This is a genomic window from Amycolatopsis anabasis (assembly GCF_009765355.1).
Classification (GTDB): Bacteria; Actinomycetota; Actinomycetes; order Mycobacteriales; family Pseudonocardiaceae; genus Amycolatopsis; species Amycolatopsis anabasis.
On record NZ_VTHK01000032.1, the window covers coordinates 94,629 to 116,937 of the forward strand.

A 22,309-nucleotide genomic window follows, 5' to 3' on the forward strand; every position below is an offset into this window, starting at 1 on the left:
CGGGGAGGCACTGCCCGCCGAACTGTTGACGCGCGCCCGCGAAATCCTGCCGTCCGCCCGGCTGCTGAACCTCTACGGACCGACCGAGGCGGCCGTCGAGGTGTCCGCTTGGGACACCACCGGCGAGGACGCGACGAGGCCGGTGCCGATCGGCCGTCCACTGTGGAACACCAGGTGGTACGTCCTGGACGCCGCGCTGCGCCCGCTCGCCCCGGGGGAACCCGGCGAGCTGTACCTCGCGGGCGCACAGCTCGCGTCCGGCTACCTCGGCCGCCGTGGGTTGACCGCCGAACGGTTCGTCGCGGATCCGTTCGGCGGCCCGGGCGACCGCATGTACCGCACCGGCGACCTGGCGTCCTGGAACCCCGACGGCACCGTGGCCTACCTGGGCCGCATCGACCACCAGGTCAAGGTCCGCGGGTTCCGGGTCGAACTCGGCGAGATCGAGCACGCGCTGCGCGCCATGCCGGGGGTCGGCGAGGCGACCGTGGTGGCCCGTCCGGCGCCCGACGGCACACAGGTCCTGATCGGGTACGTCACCCCGGCGACCGCGGACGTGGCGGCCACGCGAACCGCGCTGGCGGAGCGGTTGCCCGAACACCTGGTGCCGCAGGCGATCGTGGCGCTCGCCGAGTTCCCGGTGACCGCCAACGGCAAGCTCGACCGGGCCGCGCTGCCCGAACCCGCCCGTGCCGCCGGGGAAGTGCACCGGGATTCGCGGACGGTGACCGAACAACTGGTCACCGAGCTGTTCGCCGAGGTGCTCGGGGTGCCGAAGGTGGGCTTGGACGACAACTTCTTCGCACTCGGCGGGCATTCCCTGCTCGCCATCAAACTGGTGGGCGTGCTGCGCACGGCGCTGGGCGCCGAACTGACCCCGCGCACGGTGTTCGAGCACACCACCCCCGCCGCGCTCGCCGCCGCACTGGACACCGCGGGGCCCGCTCGCCCGGCGATCACGGCGGGACCGCGCCCGGAGCGGGTGCCGCTTTCGGCCTCGCAACGCCAGTTGTGGTTCTTCGCCGAACTGGACGGGCCGAGCCCGACCTACAACCTGCCGCTGGTGTGGCGGATCTCCGGACCGCTCGAGGTGGACGCGCTGCGCGCCGCGCTCGCCGATCTGACCGCACGGCACGAAATCCTGCGGACGGTGTTCGAACAGCACGACGGGAATCCCTACCAGCGCGTGCTCGACACCACCGAGGTCGCCTGCCCGGTGGCGGAGGTGACCGAAGCCGGCCTCGCCGACCGGCTGACCGCGGCCGTCACCCACCCGTTCCGGCTGGACCGGGAGCCGCCGCTGCGCGCGACCCTGTTCCGGCTCGGCGACCGCGAGCACGTGCTCGTGCTGCTGCTGCACCACATCGCCGGGGACGAATGGTCGGCGAACCCGCTGCGCCGGGACCTGTTCACCGCCTACCGGGCACGGCTGCGCGGTGCGGCGCCGGACCGGCCGCCGTTGCCGGTCCAGTACGCGGATTTCGCGCTGTGGCAGGCCGAACAGCTGGCCGGATCGCTGATCAAGGACCAGGTCGAGTTCTGGCTGGACGAACTCGCGGACCTGCCCGAATGCCTGGACCTGCCGCTGGATCGCCCGCGTCCACCGGTCGCCGGGCAGGACGGCGACGCCGTGGAGTTCACCGTGCCCCCGCAGGTCGCCGAACGGCTGCGCGCCCTGGGCGCGGAATGCGGGGCCACCCAGTTCATGCTCGCGCAGGCCGCGGTGGCGACCCTGTTGCACCGGCTGGGCGCCGGAACCGATATCCCGCTCGGCACCCAGGTGGCCGGGCGCGGCGACCCCGCACTGGACGAGGTCGCCGGGTTCTTCACCAACACCGTGGTGCTCCGCACGGATCTGCGCGGGCGGCCTGCCTTCCGGGAACTGGTGGACCGGGTGCGCACGGCCGACCTCGCCGCGTTCGCGCACCAGGACCTCCCGTTCGACCGGTTGGTGGACCGGCTCCGGCCGCGGCGTTCGCTCGCGCACCATCCGCTGTTCCAGGTGGGCATCGCCTACCAGCACGCCGATTTCGAGCCGGAAGCGCACGGGGAGCTGACCGTGGCCCCGCAGCGGGTGCACTTCCCGGTGGCCAAGTTCGATCTGGACTTCGAGTTCGTCAACCTCGGACCGGGCGACGTGCGCGGGGCGGTGCTCTACCGCACCGACCTGTTCGACCGGTCGACCGCCGAGCGGATCGCCGCGTTGCTGGTGCGGCTGCTCACCGAACTGGTCGCCCGGCCCGACCGGCCGGTGACCGCGGCGGACCTGCTCACCGGGGACGAGCGGCGGCTCCTGCTGGACCGGGGACGCGCCGAACCGGCCGCCGATCGGCGCGGGATCGCCGGACTGTTCGCCGAAGCCGTGGTGCGAGATCCCGGCGCCGAAGCGGTCCGGACCGACCGGCGTTCGCTGACCTACGCCGAACTCGACGCGGAGAGCGACCGGCTGGCCGGGCGGCTCGCCGCGTGCGGCGCCGGGCCGGAGCGAACCGTGCTCGTCCTGCTCGGCCGGGGTGCCGAAGCGGTGGTGGCGTTCCTCGCCGTGGCCAAGGCGGGCGCCGTGTTCGTCCCGGTCGCGCCCGGGACCCCACCGGCCCGGCTGGCCGAACTCACCGCGGCGACCGGCCCGGTGGCCGCGGTCGCCGAACCCGGCGCGCACGTACCGGACGGCGTGCCGGTGCTGCATCCCGGCGAAGACTCCGAAGCCGCGCCGGTTCCCGGCCCCGCGCGGACCGGTGGCGCGGCGTACCTGATCCACACGTCCGGATCGACCGGGCGGCCCAAGGGCGTGCTCGTCTCGCAGGCGGCGATCGGCGCCCTGGTGCACACCGCCGTGCACACCTACGGCGCCGGTCCGGGTGCGCGGGTCCTGCAGTTCACCACGCCCGCCTTCGACGTGTTCGCCGAGGAACTCGCGATGTCCGTGCTGTCCGGCGGGACCTTGTGCATTCCGGGGGAGGAAGAACGGCTCGGCGCGGGGCTCGCCGCCTACGCGGCCCGGCACGACCTGACCCATGTCGACCTGCCACCCGCCGCGCTGGATTCCCTGCCCCCGCGCGGGTTGCCCGCGGGCACCACGATCGTGGTGGGGTCCGACCGCGTGCCCGCCGAACTCCTCGCGCGCTGGGCGCCGGGGCGCCGGGTGTGCAACGCCTACGGTCCGACCGAGACCACGGTCAACGCGACGGTGTGGACGTGCCCGGCGGAGTTCACCGGCCGGGTGCTGATCGGGCGGCCGGACACCGGGCGCGTGGTGTACGTCCTGGACACCGCGTTGAATCCGGTTCCGGCGGGCGTGCCGGGGGAGTTGTACGTCGCCGGGGACGCGCTCGCCCGCGGCTACTGGCGGGCGCCCGCGGCAACGGCCGAACGGTTCGTCGCCGATCCGTTCGGCAAGCCGGGAACGCGGATGTACCGCACCGGGGACCGGGTGCGGTGGGCGGACGGGGACCTGGAGTTCCTCGGCCGGATCGACGACCAGCTCAAGATCCGCGGGTTCCGGATCGAACCGGCCGAGGTGGAGGCCGCGCTCGCCCAGCGTCCCCAGATCGCCGCCGCCGCGGCCGTCGCGCGGCGGGACGGCGGTGAGCCCAGGCTGGTGGCCTACGTGGTGCCCGCAGCCGGGCAACGGCTCGAACCCGGGCAACTGCGGCGCGGACTCGCCGCGGTCCTGCCCGACTACCTCGTGCCGTCGGCGGTCGTGGTGCTGGACACCCTGCCGGTCAACGCCAGCGGCAAGGTCGACCGGCGAGAACTGTCCACAGCGGACTGGGCGGCGCCCGAACCGGACGCGGACACCGGCGCGGAACCGGGCACCGCGGCCGAACGGGCGGTCGCCGAGGCGTTCCGGCAGGTGCTCGGCCTGGACACGATCGGGACCGGCGCCGGGTTCTTCGCGCTCGGTGGCGACAGCATCTCGTCGATCCAGGTGGTGTCCCGGCTGCGGGCCGCCGGATGGCGGGTCACCGCGCGCCAGGTGTTCGAACGGCAGACCGTCGCCGAACTCGCCGCGGTGGCGGTGCGCGACGAACCCGCCACCGGCGCCGAGGTGGCGCTCACCGAGGGCGCCTGGCCGCTTTCCCCGTTGCAGGAAGGGCTGTTCTTCCTCACCGAGCTCGGCGAGGCCGCGGTCTACACCGTGCAGCAGGTCTTCGAGCTGACCGGCGAGCTGGACACCGGCCTGCTGCGCCGCTGCCTGCACGCCGTGCTGGACCGGTACCCGAACCTGCGGGCCGGATTCGCGCAGCACGATGCGGGACGTCCGGTGCAGTTCATCCCGGAACGGGCCGAGGTGCCCTGGCGGAATCTCAATTTGTCCACAATGGACTCAGTGGCCGCCGAGGCGGAGTGCGCCCGGCTGATCGCCGAGGATCGCGAGGCGCCCTTCGACCCGGCCGCGCCGCCGCTGCTGCGGGCCCTGGTCGTGCACCGGCCGGACGGCGGCCACCGGTTCGTGCTCACCCACCACCACCTGCTGATGGACGGCTGGTCCGGTCCGCTCTTCGGCCGCGAGCTGTTCACGCTCTACGGGAACGGCGGAAACCCCGCGGCACTGCCCGCGGCCGCCGACTACCGCGAATACCTGCGGCGGCTCGCCGGACGGGATGCCGAGGCCGAGCTGCGGGCCTGGCGGACCGCACTGTCCGAAGTGGACACGGCCACCCTGGTCGCGCCCGGTGCGACCCCGGCCGGGCTGCCGGAAGACCTGCGGGTTCCGCTGCCGGTGGTGGCTTCGCGGGCGCTGGCCGCCCTGGCGCGCGAACAGGGGCTGACCCTGAACACCGTCGTCCAGGCCGCCTGGGCGCTCACCCTGGCGGCCTGGACCGGGCGGACGGACGTCGTGTTCGGCGCGACCGTGCACGGGCGCCCGGGAGACCTCGACGGCGCGGACCGGATGATCGGGTTGTTCATCAACACCGTTCCGGTCCGCGTCCGGTTCCGGCCCGCGGAGACCGGAGCGGAGCTGCTCGGCCGGATCCAGGCCGAGCAGGCCCGCCTGCTGGAGCACCACCAGATCGGGCTGGCCGAGATCCAGCGCGCCCTCGGCACGGGCGAGCTGTTCGACAGCCTCCTGGTGTTCGAGAGCTACCCGGTCGACGAGGTGGCCCTGGCCGAGGCCGAACGGGTGGCCGGGCTCACCGTCACCGGAGTGTCCGAACGGGACGCGACGCACTACCCGGTGACCCTGCTGGCCGCCCCGGCGGACGGGCTGCGCCTCACCCTGCGCCACCGGCCCGGGTCCCTGGACTCCGCCGCCGCGGCCCGGCTCGCCGGGGTGCTCACCCGGGCCATCGCCTGGCTGATCGGCAACCCCGCCACCCCGCTGGCCCGCGCCGACCTGCTCACCGGCGGCGAACGGGACCGGGTGCTGCGGCACTGGAACGACACCGCGCATCCGGTGCCGGAAACCACGCTGCCCGACCTGTTCGCCGCCCAGGTGGCGCGGACCCCGGACGGGATCGCCCTGTCCGAGCACGGCCGGGAGCTGACCTACGCCGAACTCGACGCCCGGGTGAACGCGCTGACCACGGCGCTGCGCGCTCGCGGCGCGGGACCGGGCGCCGTGGTCGCCGTGCGCCTGCCGCGGTCGGCGGACCTGGTGGCCGTGCTGCACGCGGTGCACCGGTGCGGTGCGGCCTACCTGCCGGTCGATCCGGGCCTGCCCGCCGGACGGGCGGAGTTCCTGCTCGCCGACGCCGAGCCTTCGCTCCTCGTCACCCCGGAATTCGTGTCCTCTGTGGACGGACCGGTCGGACCGGAGCCGGTCGCGGCGGGCCCCGGCGACGCGGCGTACGTGCTCTACACCTCGGGTTCGACCGGGCGGCCCAAGGGGGTCGTGGTCGAGCACGCGGCCATCGTGAACCGGTTGCTGTGGATGGCGGACGAGTACGGGTTCGCGCCGGGGGAGAAGACCCTGCAGAAGACCCCGGCCTCGTTCGACGTCTCGGTGTGGGAGTTCTTCCTGCCCCTGCTCACCGGCGGCACGCTCGTGCTCGCCGAGCCCGGCGGGCACCGCGATCCGGCCTACCTGGCCCGGGTGATCCGGGAGGAGCGGATCGGGACCATCCACTTCGTACCGTCGATGCTGGCCGCGTTCCTCGCCGAACCGGCCGCCGCGAAGTGCGCCGGGGTGCTGCGCCGGGTGCTCTGCAGCGGTGAGGAACTTCCCGCCGAACTCGCCATCCGGGCCCGGGAGGTGCTCGGCGTGGCGGTGCACAACCTCTACGGTCCGACCGAGGCCGCCGTCGACGTGACCGCATGGGACACCGCGGAAGAGAACGGTTCCCGTCCGGTCCCGATCGGACGTCCGGTGTGGAACACCCGCGCGTACGTCCTGGATGCCGCGCTGCGCCCGGTCGCCCCGGGCGTGCCCGGCGAGCTGTACCTGGCCGGTGCCCAGCTCGCGCGGGGATACCTGCGCCGGGCCGGGCTCACCGCGGAGCGGTTCGTCGCCGATCCGTTCGGCGCGCCGGGGGACCGGATGTACCGGACCGGGGACCTGGCATCCTGGCTCGGCGACGGCACGCTCGCCTACCACGGCCGCACCGACGACCAGGTGAAACTGCGCGGACAGCGGATCGAACTCGGCGAGATCGACCACGCGCTGCGCGGCGTCCCGGGGGTCATCGGCGCCGCCTCCCGCGTGCACACCGGGCAGGCGGGCCCGGTGCTCGCGGGTTACGTGACCGGGGACGTGGAGCCGGAGGCGGTCCTCGCCGCGGTGCGCGAAACGCTGCCCGAGACGTTCGTGCCCGCGACCGTGCTGGTCCTGCCCGCGCTTCCGCTCACACCGAGCGGGAAACTCGATCGGGCCGGGTTGCCCGCCCCCGATTTCGCCGCCGCGACCGGGAAGCTCGCACCGAGCGGACCGGTGGAAACCGCGCTGACCGAAGCGTTCGCCGCGGTGCTCGGGCTCGAATCGGTCGGCGCCGGGGACGACTTCTTCGCCCTCGGCGGGGACAGCATCTCGTCCCTGCAACTGATCGCCCGGCTGCGCAAGGCGGGATACCGGGTGACCCCGCGGCAGGTGTTCGAGCGGCGAACCCCGGCCGCGCTGGCGCCGCTCGCGGAACCCGACCGGCCGATCGTCTCGGTTGGTGGCTTGGCGCCGGACGGTTCCGGGATCGTTCCGCTGCTGCCGGTGATGGAATCGCTGCGCGCGCTCGGCGGGGACACCCGCCGGTTCAGCCAGTCGATGCTGGTCACCGTTCCCGCCGGGGCCACGTTCGCCGAGCTGACCACGCTGCTCGGTGCGCTGCTGGACACCCACGACGCGCTCCGGGCGACGCTCGAACCCGAGTGGGTCTACCGGATCCGCCCGCGCGGCGCGGTCGTCGCCGCGGATCTGCTGCGGCGCGTCGAGGAGCCGGTGGTCCCGGAACGGATCCGGGCGGAGTTCGCCGCGGAGCTGGCGGAGCTGGATCCGGCCGCCGGGCGGATGCTGCGCGCGGTCTGGTTCGACGGCGGCCCGGACCGGCCCGGGCGGTTGCTGCTGGTGGCCCACCACCTGGTGATCGACGGGGTGTCCTGGCGGATCCTGCTCGACGATCTGGCCGAGGGCTGGACCCAGCTGCGCGCGGGGAGACCCGTCGCGCTGGCGCCCGAGGCGACTTCGCTGCCCGCCTGGTCGGCCGCGCTGCGCGAACGCACGGGCGCCGGACCGGAAGCCTGGGCCGAGGTGCTGCGCGGGTCCCCCGCGCTCGGCGCGGAACGCGCCCTGGACCCGGCCCGCGACACCAGGTCCACAGTGGACACCCACGAACTGGTGCTGCCCGCCGAGCTGACCGAGCCCCTGCTCGCCCGGGTTCCCGCCGCCGCGCGGGCCGGGGTCCAGGAGGTCCTGCTCGCCGGGCTCGCCCTCGCCGCCGCGCGCTGGCGTGCGGAACGCGGTCTGGCCGACACCGGTGGCCTGCTGCTGGACCTGGAAGGCCACGGCCGGGACGAGCATCTGGTCCCCGGCACCGACCTGTCCCGGACCGTCGGCTGGTTCACCACCGTGTACCCGGCCCGCGTCGGCGGCGTCACCGGCGAACCGATCGACTGGCTCAAGGCGGTCAAGGAGCAGCTGCGCGCGCTGCCGGACGCGCTGGACCGCGGTTTCACACCGCGCGAAGAGACGCCGTCGATCCTGTTCAACTACCTGGGGAGATTGGGATCCGCCGACGGGACCACCGCATGGGCGCCCGCGCCGGAATCCGCCGCGCTCGACGGGAGCGCGGATCGGCTCACCCCGGTGAGCCATCCGCTGGAGATCAACGCGGTGACCGTCCGGCATCCCGAGGGGCCCCGGCTGCACGGGGAATTCGCCTTCGCCCGAGGGATCTTCGCCGCGGACGACGTGCGTTCGCTGGCCCGGGAATGGCAGGCGGCGCTGACCGAACTCGCCGCTGCGGTGAACAAGGCGTCCGCGCTCACCCCGTCGGACTTCCCGCTCGCCGCGCTCACGCAGTCCGATGTGGACGAGCTGGCCGATTCGGAACCGGCGGACGTGCTGCCGCTCTCGCCGTTGCAGGAAGGGCTGTTCTTCCGGGCGGCCTTCGACGAGGTGGACGTCTACACGGTCGCGCAGGTCTACGAGTTGTCCGGGCCGGTGGAGCCGGATCGGTTCCGCGCCGCCGGAAACGCGTTGCTGGTGCGGCACGCGAACCTGCGGGCGAGCTTCCGGCAGCTCCGGTCCGGGGCCGCGGTGCAGGTGGTGCCCGTGTCGGCCGAACTGCCGTGGCGGTTCGCGGACCTGTCCGGGCGACCGGAAGCGGAACTCGAGCGGGAGACCGCGGAAGCGGCGACCGCGCGCTTCGACCTCGGCTGCGGGCCGCTGCTGCGGCTGACGCTGCTCCGGATCGGCGCGAACCGCCACCGGCTGGTGCTCGGCTACCACCACATCCTGGCCGACGGCTGGTCCGGCCCGCTCCTCGCGGACGAACTGTTCACCCTCTACGGCACCCGTGCCGACCCCTCGGCGCTGCCGCCGGTCCGCCCGTACGCCGACCACCTGGCCTGGCTCGCGCGGCAGGACACCGCGGCGGCGGAGCGCGCCTGGCGGGCCGCCCTGTCCGGAGTGGACGGTCCCACCCGGCTGGCCCCGGCGGTCGCGGGCACCGCCCGGCCGGAGCGGATCACGAGCGAACTACCCGCTGCGGTGACCGCGCGGCTGAGTGCCTTGGCACGTACGGAAGGCATGACGCTGAGCACCCTGATCAGCACCGCCTGGGCGGTCGTGCTGGGGGAGCTCACCGGGCGCGCGGACGTGGTGTTCGGCACCACCGTGCACGGCCGCCCCGCCGAACTGCCCGGCGCCGACCGGATGATCGGCCTGTTCATCAACACCATCCCGGTGCGGATCCGGCTCGATCTCGGCGAGACGCCGGGGCAACTGCTGCGCCGCGTGCACGCCGAGCAAGCGCGCCTGCTCGATCACCAGCACACCGGACTGGCCCGGATCCAGCGCTGGGCGGGCACCGGCGAACTGTTCGACACCCTGCTGGTGTTCGAAAGCTACCCGGTCGACCAGGACGGCCTGGACCGTGCCGAGGCGGCGGCGGGCCTGGTGGTCGAATCGGTCACCGGTGCGGACGCCACCCACTACCCGCTGACCGTGGTCGCCGTGCCGGGGGAGCGGTTGACCCTCGGTGCGGACTTCCGGCCGGACGCCGTGGACCGGGCCTCGGCCCGGGCCGCGCTCGAACGGCTGTCCGGGGTGCTCGCCGAGTTCGCCCGCGATCCCGCGCTCCCGCTCGGGCGGCTGCCGCTGCCCGGCGGGGAGTCCCCGACCGAATCCTTCGGTGCGGCAAGGGAAATCGAACCGGCGACCTTGCCGGACCTGTTCGCCGCGCAGGTCGCGCGCACCCCGGACGCGGAGGCGATCACCACCGCCGATCGTTCGCTGAGCTACGCGGAGTTCGACGCGCTCGTCGCCCGCCTGGCCGCCGGACTCGCCGATCGGGGCGCGGGCCCGGGCACGCTCGTCGGCGTCGCGCTGGACCGGTCGATCGAGCTGGTCGCGGTGCTGCACGCGGTGCACCGCTGCGGCGCCGCGTATGTGCCGATCGATCCCGGCTACCCGGCGGCGCGCCGCGAGTACCTGACCGCCGACGCGGCCCCGGCCGTGCTGGTGACCCCGGAACTGCTGGCCACCCTGCTCGCGGGTACCGGAGCCTTGGCCGCGGTCAGCGTCCCGGACACCGCCCCGGCGTACGTCATCCACACCTCCGGTTCGACCGGGCAGCCCAAGGGGGTCGTGGTCGACCACCGGGCGATCGTCAACCGGCTGCGCTGGATGGCCGCGGAGTACGGGTTCGGCCCGGACGACCGGACCCTGCAGAAGACCCCGATCTCCTTCGACGTCTCGGTCTGGGAACTGTTTCTCCCGCTGCTCACCGGGGGCACGCTGGTGGTCGCCGAGCCCGGGGGACACCGGGACCCGGCCTATCTCGCCGGGCTGATCCGGGATCAGCGGATCACCGCCGTCCACTTCGTACCGTCCATGCTCCGGCCGTTCCTCGCCGAACCCGCGGCCGCCGGGCTGGCGCCGCGGCGGGTGTTCTGCAGCGGGGAGGCGCTCACCGGCGAGCTGGTGCGCACTGCGCGTTCGGTGCTGCCCGGCGCCGAACTGCACAACCTCTACGGGCCGACCGAGGCCGCGGTGGACGTGACCGGTCACGACACCCGGTCCGGCGATCCGGGTGCCGCGATCCCGCTGGGCCGCCCGGTGTGGAACACCGGCGTGCACGTGCTGGACCGCGCGTTGCGGCCAGTTCCGCACGGGCGGACCGGGGAGATCCACCTCTCCGGTGTGCAACTCGCGCGGGGTTACCTGAACCGCCCCGGGCTGACCGCGACCCGGTTCGTCGCGAATCCGTTCGGCCCACCGGGTTCCCGGCTGTACCGCACCGGCGATCTCGGCCGCCGCCGCGCGGACGGCGTGCTCGAGTACCTCGGGCGCACCGACGACCAGGTGAAGATCCGCGGCCTGCGGGTGGAACTCGGGGAGGTCGCCGCGGCCCTCGCGAGCCTGCCCGGGGTCACCGGCGCCGAGGTCGTCGCGGACGGCGGCCCCGCCGGGACCCGGCTGATCGCCTACCTGACCGGGCAGCGCCGGTCGGCCACCGAGCTGCGGGCGGAACTCGGCGAACGGCTGCCCGAGCACCTGCTGCCCGCCGCGTTCACCTGGCTGGCGGAGTTCCCGTTGACGCCCAACGGAAAGCTCGACCGGGCCGCACTGCCGCGGCCGGACGCGGGCGCCGAGTCCGGTGCCGTGGCGCCGCGCACCGACACCGAACAGCTGCTCGCCACCTGCGCCGCGGACGTGCTGGGGCTGGACCGGATCGGGGTGCTGGACGACTTCTTCGCCCTCGGCGGGGACAGCATTCTCGCGCTGCACCTGGTCGGCCGGGCCCGCGCCGAGGGGTTGCGCCTGACCCCGCGGCAGGTGTTCGAACTGCGGACGATCGCCGCCCTCGCCGAGACCGCGGTTCCGGTGGGACCGGACCAGCCGGCGGCGCCGGAGACACCCCTGCTCGACCTGGACGACGACGAGTTCGCCGAACTCGCCGGAGATTGGAGCGATGCGTGACCACCGCCCGCGGCGTGCAGGACGTCCTGCCCCTGTCCCCGCTTCAGGAGGGCCTGCTGTTCCTGTCCACATGGGACAGCGAGGCGGCGGACGTGTACACCGTCCAGCAGGTGTTCGACCTCGACGGCCCGCTGGAGCCGCAACGGATGCGGGCGGCCGGAGCGGCGCTGCTGCGCCGCCACCCGAACCTGCGGGCGGCGTTCCGGCCGCGCAAGTCCGGGGAGACCGTCCAGGTGATCCCGCACGGCGTCGAACTTCCGTGGGAGGAAACCGATCTCTCCGGCACCGGCGAGCCGGAGGCCGCGCTGGCCGAAGCGCTTGCGGCGGACCGGACCCGGCGGTTCGACCTCACCCGGCCACCGCTGGTGCGGCTGCGGCTCGTCCGGCTCGGGGCGGAGCGGCACAGACTGGTCTTCACCGCCCACCACCTGCTCCTGGACGGGTGGTCCGGACCGTTGATCGGCGAGGAACTGCTCACCCTGTACGGGACCGGCGGGGACGAAAGCGCGCTCCCGCCCGCTCCCGCCTATCGCGACTACCTCGGCTGGCTCGCCCGGCAGGATCGGGACGCGGCCCGCGCGGCCTGGCGCGAAGCGCTGTCCGGCCTCGCCGAACCGACCCTGCTCGGCCCGGACGGCGCCGATCGCACGGTCGCCTTCCCCGAGGAGCTGGTGCTGACCCTGCCCGCCGAGCGGACCGCGGCGCTCACCGCCTGGGCCCGGGCCCACCGGATCACCCTCAACACGGTGCTGCAGGGGCTGTGGGCGGTCGTGCTCGGCAAGCTGACCGGCCGCCGGGACGTGGTGTTCGGGACCACGGTCTCCGGCCGCCCCGCAGAACTGTCCGATGTGGACCGGATGATCGGGTTGTTCATCAACACGCTGCCGGTCCGGGTGCGGCTGGATCCGGGGGAGCGCCTCGGTGACCTGCTGACCCGGGTGCAGGACGCGCAGACCGCGCTGCTGGACCACCAGTACCTCGGCCTCGCCGAGATCCAGCGCCAGACCGGCCACGGCGAACTGTTCGACACGCTCACCGTTTTCCAGAACGCCCCCGCCGACGCGGGGCGGCTGCGCCGCGCGGACGAGGCGGCCGGATTGCGCGTGGCGGCGGTCGACGTCCGCAGCGTCACGCATTACCCGCTGAGCCTGGTCGCCCTGCCCGGCGACGAACTGGGCCTGGTGCTGGCTTACCGCGCCGACGTGCTCGGCGCGGATCTGGTCCGCCGCGTCGGCGACCTGCTCACCGGCCTGCTCGCCACCCTGCCCGAACGGGCCGGGGTCCGGGTGGGTTCGGTCGAACTGACCACCCCGGAGGAGCGCCACCGCGTGCTCACCGGATGGAACTCCGCCACCCTGCCCCGGGCCGGGGAAACCCTCACCGAACTGTTCACCGCGCAGGCGCTCGCCCGGCCGGACGCCCCGGCCGTCGAGGACGGCGACCGCGCGGTCACCTACGGCGAACTGCACGGCCGGGCCGCCCGGATCGCGCGGCTGCTCATCGGCCGGGGCATCGGACCGGAACGGATCGTCGGCATCGCGCTGAACCGGGGTCTGGACTTCCTCACCGCGATGCTCGGCGTCGAACTCGCCGGAGCGGCCTACCTGCCGCTCGATCCCGAATACCCCGCCGACCGGATCGCGCACATGCTCACCGACGCCGATCCGGCGCTGGTGCTCACCGGCCTCGCGGCGGCCGACCGGCTGCGCGAGCACGACGTCCCCCTGGTTCTCCTGGACGACCCCGAAACCGCCGCCGCACTGGCCGCGCTGCCCGCGGGCCCCGTCGACGACGCCGAACGCGTGGCCCCGCTGGATCCGGACCATCCCGCCTACCTCATCTACACCTCCGGCTCCACCGGGAAACCGAAGGGGGTGTTCGTACCGCACCGCGGGGTGCCGGATCTGGTGGCCATGTTCGCCGACTCCGTCCGAAGTGGACCCGGCTGCCGGGTGCTCGGGTTCGCCTCCCCGAGTTTCGACGTCTCCCTGGCGGAACTGTCCACGCAGCTGCTGGTCGGGGCGACCGCGGTCGTGGTGCCCGAGGAGAGCCGCCTGGGCCCGGAACTGGCCGAGTTCGCGGTGGCGCACCGGCTGACGCACATGTTCGTGCCGCCTTCGGCACTCGGCACGATCCCGGACGGCAGCCTGCCGCCCGGAATCACGGTGATCTCCGGAACCGACGCGTGCACCACGGATCTGGTGGACCGGTGGACCCGCGAGCACCCGATGTTCAACGCCTACGGGCCGACCGAGGCCACGGTCAACGCCACGCTGTGGCGGTGCCGTGCCGGGTCGCCGGTGCTGATCGGCCTGCCGGACCCCAACAAGAAGGCCTACGTGCTGGACCCGGACCTGCGACCGGTGCCGCCCGGATTCGCCGGGGAGCTGTACCTGGCCGGCGGGCTCGCGCGCGGATACTTCGGCCTGCCCGGGCTGACCGCGAACCGGTTCGTCGCGAACCCGTTCGGCGCGCCGGGGGACCGCATGTACCGCACCGGAGACCTGGTGCGGTGGACCGGGGACGGCGAGATCGAGTTCCTCGGCCGGGTCGACCACCAGGTCAAGATCCGCGGTTTCCGCGTCGAACTCGGCGAGGTGGAGACCGCGTTGCGGAAGCAGCCGGGGGTCGCCGACGCGGTGGCGGTGATCCGCGAGGACCAGCCGGGGGTGCGCCGGATGGTGGCCTACGTCGTCGCGGAAGCGGGTGCGCGTCCCGTTCCGGCGGGCTTGCGGGCGGAACTCGCCGCGCGGCTGCCCGACTACGCGGTGCCCGCGGTCGTGGTGGTGCTCGACCGGTTGCCCCTGACGGTCAACGCGAAGGTCGACCGCGGCGCCCTGGCCACCGGAGCGGAGTTCGCCCCGGACCTGTCCGGGCTGGTCGGCCGGACGAATCCGCGCACGGGCGAGGAAACCGTGCTCGCCGAGGCGTTCGCCGCGGTGCTGGGGCTGCCGTCGATCGCGGTGGAGGACGACTTCTTCGGGTTCGGTGGCGACAGCATCCTGTCCCTGCAGGTGGTCGCCCGCGCCCGGCAGGCGGGGCTGCGGGTGACACCGCGGCAGATCTTCGAACACCGCACGGTCGCGGCCCTCGCCGAGGTGGCCGTTCCGGTGGATCCCGCCGCCGGAACGGCCGTGTCCGCGATCGGCGAGGTGCCGCCGACTCCGCTGCTCGCGGCGTTCCGGGAGCGCGGGGGAGTGCCCGCCCGGTTCAGCCAGTCGGCCGTCGTGCGCACCCCCGCCGGGCTGCGCGCCGAGGAACTGGGCGCGGTGCTGGGCGCCGTGCTCGACCGGCACGACGCGCTGCGGGCCCGGCTCGGCGCGGACGGGCGGCTGCACATCCCGCATCCGGGCACGGTTTCCGCTGCTTCGCTGCTGGTCCGGGTCGCGGTGGACGGCGACCCCGCGGACACCGTCGTGCACGAGCACGCGAACACGGCCGAACGCGCGCTCGATCCGGCGGCCGGGATTCTGGTCCGCGCGGTGTGGTTCGACGCGGGCTCCGAGCGGCCCGGTCGCCTGCTGCTGGTCATCCACCACCTGGTCGTCGACGGAGTGTCGTGGCGCATCCTGTTCGCCGATCTGGCGCGGGCGTGGCAGGCGGTGGCGCGGAACGAGCCGCCTCGCCTGGACCCGGTGCCGACCTCCGTGCGGGCCTGGGCCACCCGGCTGGCCGCCCGCGTGCCTGGACACCTGCCCGAACTCGGCCACTGGCGTGCGGTGCTCGGCGGCCCCGCCGCCCGGCTCGCCCGTCGCCCCCTGAATCCGGAGACCGACACCGCGGGCGCCACCCGCGACGTGCGGATCACCCTGCCCGCCGACATCACCGCGACGATGCTCGCCGGGGTGCCGCGGTACCGGGCGAGCATGCAGGACGCGGTACTCGCGGCCCTCGCCGTCGCGATCACCCGGGTCCGCGGCGGGGACGCGGTGCTCGTGGAGACCGAGGGCCACGGCCGCGAGGACGACCTCGACCTGTCCCGCACGGTCGGCTGGTTCACCACGGTCGTCCCGCAACGGCTCGACCTCGCCGGGATCGATTCGGACACGAACCCCGGCCGCGTGCTCACCCGGGTCAAGGACGCCCGGTCGCGCGTGCCCGCGCACGGGCACGGCTTCGGGATCCTCCGGTACCTGCACGCCGAGTCCGCCGCCGAACTGGCCGCACTGGGCCGGGCCGAGGTGCTGGTGAACTACCTCGGCCGGTTCGGCACGGACGAACCGGGCGCCGAACGGGACTGGGCACCGGGCGGGCGGTACGCGGGCCTGGGCGGTGACCTCGATCCGGAGGTGCCGGTGACCCATCCGCTCGAGGTCAACGCCGTGGTCACCGAGCAGGACGGCGAGCCGGTGCTCACCACGACCTGGACCTACGTTCCCGACGCACTGTCCGAAGAGGACGTTAAAGAGCTGACCGCGGAATGGGAGCTGGCCTGCATGATCCTGGCGGACCATCTGTCCACAGCGGACATCGGTGGCTGGTCGCCCGGCGATTTCCCGTTGCTGGACCTCACCGAGGACGAGGTGGACGAGGCCACCGCGGGGATCGCGGGGCTGACCGAACTGTGGCCGCTCTCCCCGTTGCAGGAGGGCATGCTGTTCCTCGCCTCCTTCGACGACCCGGACTCCGGCGGGCTGGACGTCTACGTCACCCAGCAACTGCTCGACCTGCGGGACGCCGACGCGGACCGGCTGCGCCGCGCCGCGGGCGCCCTGCTGCGCCGCCACCCGAACCTCACCGCCGGGTTCCGGTACCTGAGCACCGGCCGCGCGGTGCAGTACGTCGGCACCGGGCCTGCCCTGGACTGGCAGGTGGCCGAACTGACCGGGGAGGATCCGCTCGCCGAGAAACGCGTCGCGGAACTCGCCGCCGAGGAGCGGATCCGCCCGTTCGACCTCGACCGCCCGCCGCTGGTCCGATTCCTGCTGTTCGACCTCGGCCCGGCCGGGCACCGGCTGCTGATCACCAGTCACCACATCGTGCTCGACGGGTGGTCCGCGCCGCTGCTCGGCCAGGAGCTGCTGGACCTCTACGCCGATCCCGCGGCGCTGCCGCGCCCGCGGCCGTACCGGAACTTCCTGGAATGGCTGGGAAAGCAGGACCGCGAAGCCGCGACCCGGGCGTGGCGTGCCGCGTTGTCCGATGTGGAGGGTCCGTGCCTGCTCGCCCCGGGGGCGGGCCGGGTGGGCTCCCTGCCGGAGAAGCTCACCGCACGGCTGAGCGAGGAGCGGACGGACCGGCTCACCGCCTGGGCGCGCGACTCCGGTCTGACGCTCAACACCGTCGTCCAGGGACTGTGGGCCCTGCTGCTCGGGCACCGCACCGGGCGGCGGGACGTGGTGTTCGGCGCGACCGTGTCCGGGCGCCCGGCCGATCTCGCCGGGGCCGACCGGATGATCGGGTTGTTCATCAACACCCTGCCGGTGCGGATCACGACCCGTCCCGCCGAAACGGTCGCCGCATTCCTGGCCCGGATCCAGGACGAGCAGGCCGCGCTGCTCGATCACCAGTACCTGAGCCTGGCCGAGATCCAGCGACTCGCCGGAACCGGGGAACTGTTCGACACCCTGGTGATCTTCCAGAGCTATCCGGTCGACACCGAAGCGCTGCGCGAGAGCCAGCGGTCCGCGGGCATCCGGGTCGCCGGGGTGGACGCCGAGGACGCCACGCACTACCCGCTGACCGTCGTCGCCGCGCCCGGCCCCCGGTTCGAGCTGATCCTCGAATACCGCCCGGAACTGCTCGCCGCCGAGGACGTGCGCGCGCTCGCCGACACCTTCACCGGGCTGCTCGGCGCGCTGCCGGAGCTGGCGGACCGCCCGTTCGCCCGCGTCGATCCGCTCGGTCCCGGCGAGCGCACCCGGATCGTGCGGACCTGGAACCGGACCGAGCTACCGGTGCCCGAAACGACCGTGGTGACCGCGTTCACCGAGCAGGCGCGCCGGACACCGGACGCGCTCGCGGTCCGCGGCGGCGACCGGGCGCTGACCTACCGCGAACTCGACGAGCGGTCGAACGCCGCGGCCCGGCTGCTGATCGCCCGCGGAGCCGGGCCGGAACGGCTGATCGCGCTGAGCCTGCGGCGCACCGAGCGGTTCCCGGTCGCCATCCTGGGCGTGCTGAAGTCCGGCGCCGCCTACCTGCCGCTCGATCCGGACCATCCCGCGCAGCGGAGTGCGGAGATCCTCGCCGACGCGAAACCGGTCCTCGCGATCACCGACGGCGGCCCGCTCGAGGGCCTGCCCGCGCTGACGTTCGACGAGATGGAGCGCTCGGCGGTGGCCACCGGGCCGATCACCGACGCCGAACGCGGGCGGCCGCTGCTGCCCGCGCATCCGGTGTACGTCATCTACACGTCCGGTTCCACCGGGCGTCCCAAGGGCGTGGTCGTCCCGCACCGGAACATCCTGAACCTGTTCGCCAACCACGACCGCGAGGTGTTCCAGCCCGCGCTGGCCCGCACCGGCCGCCCGGCGCTGCGCATCGCCCACATCTGGTCGTTCGCGTTCGACGCTTCCTGGCAGCCCATGCTCGGCCTGCTCGGCGGGCACGAACTGCACGTCGTGGACGAGGACACGCGGACCGACGCCGAAGCGCTGGCCGCGTTCCTGGCCGAGCGCGGGATCGACTTCGCCGAGGTGACCCCCGGCCATTTCGCCCAGCTCGCCGCCGCCGGGCTGGTCCGCGACGGGCGCTGCGCGCTGACCGTCGTCGGGGTCGGCGGCGAGGCGGTGCCCGCTCCACTGTGGACGGAAATCCGCGGCTACCCGGGCAGCGAGGGGTTCAACTTCTACGGGCCGACCGAGTGCACGGTGGACACCGTGGTCGCCCGCATGGCGGAGACGCGGGAGCCGTTGCTCGGTCGTCCGGTCGCGAACACCCGGGCCTACCTGCTCGACCACGCGCTCCGGCCGGTCGCGCCGGGGACCACGGGTGAGCTGTACCTGGCGGGCGACCAGCTCGCCCGGGGTTACCTCGGCGCGGCCGCGCTCACCGCTCGCCGGTTCGTGGCCGATCCCTTCGCCGGGCCGGGGGAGAGGATGTACCGGACCGGGGATCTGGCGCGCTGGACCGAGGACGGCCGGATCGTCTTCCTCGGCCGCGCGGACGACCAGGTCAAGGTGCGGGGACACCGGGTCGAGCTCGCCGAGATCGAAACCTGCCTCGCCGATCACCCCGCGGTGTCCGAGGCGCAGGTCGTCGCGCGCCGGATCGGCGGAGCCCAGCGGCTGGTGGGCTACGCCGTAGCGTCCGAAGTGGACGGCCCGGCGCTGCGTGCCCACCTCGCGGCGCGGTTGCCCGACTACCTGGTGCCGGTGGCGGTGGTGGTGCTGGAGAGGTTCCCGGTGACGCCCAACGGGAAGATCGACCGGGCCGCACTGGCGACCGCGGACTGGGCGGCACCCGACCCCGCGGGGAGCGGTGGCACGCCACCGAGGACCCCCACCGAACGCGTCCTGGCGGAGGTTTTCGCGCAGGTGCTCGGGGCTCCTTCGGTGGGCATCGAGGACGACTTCTTCACGCTGGGCGGCGACAGCATCCTGTCCATGCAGGCGGTGAGCCGGGCGCGTGCCGCCGGGCTCCGGCTGACACCCCGGCGGATCTTCGAGGCCCGCACGGTCGCCGCGCTCGCCGAAGCCGTGACCGCGGTGACCGGACCGGCGGCTCCGGTGGCCGCCGAGACCGGGGACTACCCGCCCACGCCGATCATGCTGGCCCAGCGGGAACGCGGTGGCCCGGTCGGGCGGCTCAGCCAGTACGCGATCTTCCGGGTTCCGGCGGGGATCGACCTGCCGAAGCTGACCGGGGTGCTCGCCGGGTTGCTCAAGCGGCACGCCGTCCTCCGGGCCCGGGTGGGTCCGGATTGGACGGTCACCGTCCGCCAACCGGACGAGGTGGATCCCGCCGCGCTGCTGCGCCGGGTCGACCGCACCGGCTCTCGGCTGTCGAACCTGTTCGAAACGGAGTTCGGCGAGTTCGAACGGACCGTGCGCGAACTCGACCCGTTCGCCGGGGAGATGGTGCGTGCGGTGTGGTTCGACGCGGGCGCGGACCGGCCGGGGCGGTTGCTGCTGATGGTCCACCACTTCGTGATCGACGCGGTGTCCTGGCGCGTGCTCTTCGCCGATCTGGCCGAACTCGGCGCCGGGCGGGGTCCGGTGGCCCCGCCGGTGGAGGTTCCGTTCCGGGCCTGGGCGCTGCGGCTGGCGGAGCTCGCGGAGGAGAAACGGGCCGAGCTGCCCTACTGGCGCGAGGTGGTGACCGGGGCGGACATCCGGCTGGGCGACCGGGAGCTGGATCCGGCCCGCGACACGATCCGCACCGGCCGCAACCGCCGGGTGACCGTATCCGCGGCCGCCACCCGGGAACTGATCGGCGCGATTCCGGCCGCGTTCGAATGCGGGGTGCAGGACGTGCTGGTCGCCGCCCTGGCCACCGCCGCGGCCCGGCACCGGGGCGGCACCGGATTCCTGGTCGACGTCGAAGCGCACGGGCGCGAGGAGAAGTTGATCGGGGACGCGGACCTGTCGCGCACGGTCGGCTGGTTCACCTCGCTGTACCCGTTCCGGCTCGAGCTGCCCGCGGGAACCGAGCCCGTGCGGGCACTCGCCCGGCAAGCCCGCGAGCGACGGGACTTCGTGCCGGACAACGGAATCGGATACGGCCTGCTGCGCTACACCGTTGACGCCGGACTGGCGAGCCTGCCCGCCGCCGAGGTGCTGTTCAACTACGTCGGCCGGTTCGAGGTCGGCGGTGTCCAGGACCAGGACTGGCGCTTGGCCGACGACGAGAACGCGCTCGGCGGGGACGTCGATCCGGACGCGCCCGCGACGCATCCGCTCTCGATCAACGCATCGGTCACCGACACCCCGGAGGGACCAACGCTCACCGCGGAATGGTCGTACCTGCCGGAAGTCATCCCCGACGAAATCCTGGATTCGATCGCCGATTTCTGGCAGCGGATTCTGGAAAGCCTGGCGTCCGGCGATGCTGATAGTTGACCCAAAGCAAAAGGAGGATGTTGTGACAGTTCGCGTTCATCGGAAGAAGGTGGGCGCCGCGCTGACGGCGGCGATGCTGCTTCTGGCGACGGCCTGCGGCTCCACCGACGAGAACGCCGGCGCGGACGGCGCCAAGCGGCAGTTCGCGACGCCGAGCGGCACCGTCGAGATCCCCGCGTCGCCCAAGGCCGTCGTCGCGCTCGACCAGTACTCGTACTTCGGCCTGCTCGACGTCGGTTACCAGCCGAAGGCCACCGCATCCGGTTACAGCGACAGCGCCGCGATCTTCCCGGAGTACGCGGACCAGTACGCGAAGATCCCGAAGGTCGGCAACGCCCTGGAGATCGACATCGAGCAGGTCGGCGCGCAGGGGCCGGATCTCGTGCTGGGCAACAAGTTCCTCAACCTGGATCGGCACAAGATCGAGGACTACCAGAAGGTCGCACCCACCGCGATCCTCGGCGGCGCCCCCGGTGAGCCCGGAATCGCCTGGCCCCTCTGGGTGATCGCGGCCGCGGACGCCGTGGGCAAACGTCCCGAAGCGGAGGCGTTGAAGAAGCGGTACGAGGACCGCGCCGCGGAGATCAAGCAGAAGTACGCCGACAAACTCGCCCGCCTCAAGTTCGCGCTGATCAACGGCGGTGGCGGCAAATGGCGCCTCAACCTCGAGGAGTCGTGGGGCGGCACCATCCTCAAGGACCTCGGCGTCCAGTTCGCCCGCGCGGGCATCACCGATCCGAAGGACAACACCCCCGAGTTCTCCATCGAGAACCTCGACAAGCTCAACGAAGCCGACGTGATCCTGTACCAGGCCGACTACGCCGGAAAGGCCAGCGCCGACACCCAGGCGATCATCGATTTGCCCGCATACCAGGGAATCCGGGCAGTCAAGGCGGGTAAGTCCTTCCCCACCGGCAACTTCTACGCCCTGCATTACAAGGCCGCGCTCGCCTTCCAGGACGAGATCGAGAAGATCCTCAAGGAGTCCTGACCCGTTCGTCGAACTGCGCGAGCACCTGCGGCCACGCCTGCCGATGCGCCTCCTGGGATTCCTGGTCCGGAAAACCCGCATGCGTCAGCCGTGCACGGGTCCCATCGCCCTCGGCGGACAGTTCGACGGTGACCACGGTTTCGCGGCCGCCGGTCCCGGAGGTGACCCAGGTCAGCTCGACCAGACGCTCCGGAACCAGCCGCAGAAACCGGCCGCAGTGCGGGTGTCGCGTACCGGCGTACTCGGTTTCGAAGAAGAAGGGAACGTCGACCTCGGGTTTCATCAGCACCGAGCCCGAGGCGGCGAACCAGACATCGAACCGTTCGGTCCAGGCACGGTAGACCGCGACCGGACGCGCGGTCAGGGTGCGCTCAACCGTCACGCTCCACGGCCGCGACGACAGATCCGGCGTACGTTGGGGCATGGACCTGACCTCCCCTGGAGTGCGGATATTCCCGATCGTCTATATTCCAGGTTGAGCATGTAGATGTCAAACGGGACCGCGAGCGATCCGGCGTGGGCGGTGATGCTGTGCTGGCTGCGCGGTTGGAGTCGGCGCATACGATCGTGGACTCGGTGCACCTGCGCGGGGGACGCGGTAGCTGGTCGAGCGCTTAGCCTGGATGTGCGGACTTGCGGCTACGGGTGCGTCATGAACGTCGCGCTGACATCCACTTGAACTGATTCTATGTGCGGGGTTCGTGGAGTGGTTCGGGTTGGCTGGTGTATGTGCTGCCGGTGGGT

At 73.2% G+C, this 22,309-nt stretch carries 4 protein-coding genes (1 of these 4 running past the window's edge); 3 read left to right on the plus strand and 1 reads right to left on the minus strand.

Annotated features, from left to right (window positions below):
- The 3 genes in view from FXO23_RS33515 to FXO23_RS33525 are tightly spaced (at most 22 nt apart) and all read left to right on the plus strand, a layout consistent with a single transcriptional unit that may run on beyond the window.
- Positions 1–11,572, plus strand: partial view of a non-ribosomal peptide synthetase gene (locus FXO23_RS33515; RefSeq protein WP_158889709.1) — the 3' portion only. Its footprint begins 2,111 nt before the window's first position; 11,572 of the gene's 13,683 nt are visible here — the last part of the coding sequence; its start codon lies beyond the left edge, outside the window; its stop codon occupies positions 11,570–11,572.
- Positions 11,569–20,574, plus strand: coding sequence for a non-ribosomal peptide synthetase (locus tag FXO23_RS33520; protein WP_158889711.1), 9,006 nt, complete (start codon positions 11,569–11,571; stop codon positions 20,572–20,574). The genes FXO23_RS33515 and FXO23_RS33520 overlap by 4 nt, the downstream gene beginning before the upstream one ends.
- 22 nt (positions 20,575–20,596) lie before the next feature.
- Positions 20,597–21,565: an ABC transporter substrate-binding protein gene (locus FXO23_RS33525; protein WP_158889713.1), complete on the plus strand. Its 969-nt coding sequence runs from the start codon at positions 20,597–20,599 to the stop codon at positions 21,563–21,565.
- Here the strand turns inward: FXO23_RS33525 and FXO23_RS33530 are convergent.
- Entirely contained in the window at positions 21,552–21,989 is a 438-nt protein-coding gene (locus tag FXO23_RS33530) for an SRPBCC family protein (RefSeq protein ID WP_158889715.1), read from the minus strand. The two genes, FXO23_RS33525 and FXO23_RS33530, sit on opposite strands and share 14 nt — an antisense overlap.
- Between the last annotated feature and the right edge of the window lie 320 nt (positions 21,990–22,309).